This window comes from Loktanella sp. F6476L (assembly GCF_023015725.1).
Lineage (GTDB): Bacteria > Pseudomonadota > Alphaproteobacteria > Rhodobacterales > Rhodobacteraceae > Yoonia.
Genome location: NZ_JALKAR010000043.1, coordinates 1 through 359, shown reverse-complemented (window position 1 = coordinate 359; position 359 = coordinate 1). Strand labels below are relative to the sequence as shown.

Here is a 359-nt window from a genome sequence, read left to right as displayed (position 1 = left end):
AACTTGTCATCAATAACCGTCAGATCATCAACAATCGTAACATTACCAACGTTCTCAACAACATACGTATACTCAACCAACAAACCCTCAACAAAATCAACCGGATCAATAACTGGCGCGGATTTCGTGATATCCATCGCTGGAGCTTGGGTCAGGTCAGCCTGCACATCATCGCTGCCCAGAACATCGTCACCAGACGGATCTTGGGTCACGACCGAAGCAAGGTTCACCACCCCGCCTGCATCGATGTCTGTTTGTGTGATTGTGTATGTGAGCGTGTATTGCCATGTTTCGTCGACGTCGATTTTGCCGTTGGTGTTTGTGTCGCTGGCGGGGACGAGTTGTGGCACGGGGTTTGG

1 protein-coding gene is annotated in these 359 nt (G+C 50.1%); it reads right to left on the bottom strand.

Annotated elements, in window-relative coordinates; all coding sequences use genetic code 11:
• On the bottom strand, window positions 1-359 hold a 359-nt coding region (locus tag MWU61_RS19665; RefSeq protein WP_247130175.1), incomplete at both ends, for a hypothetical protein.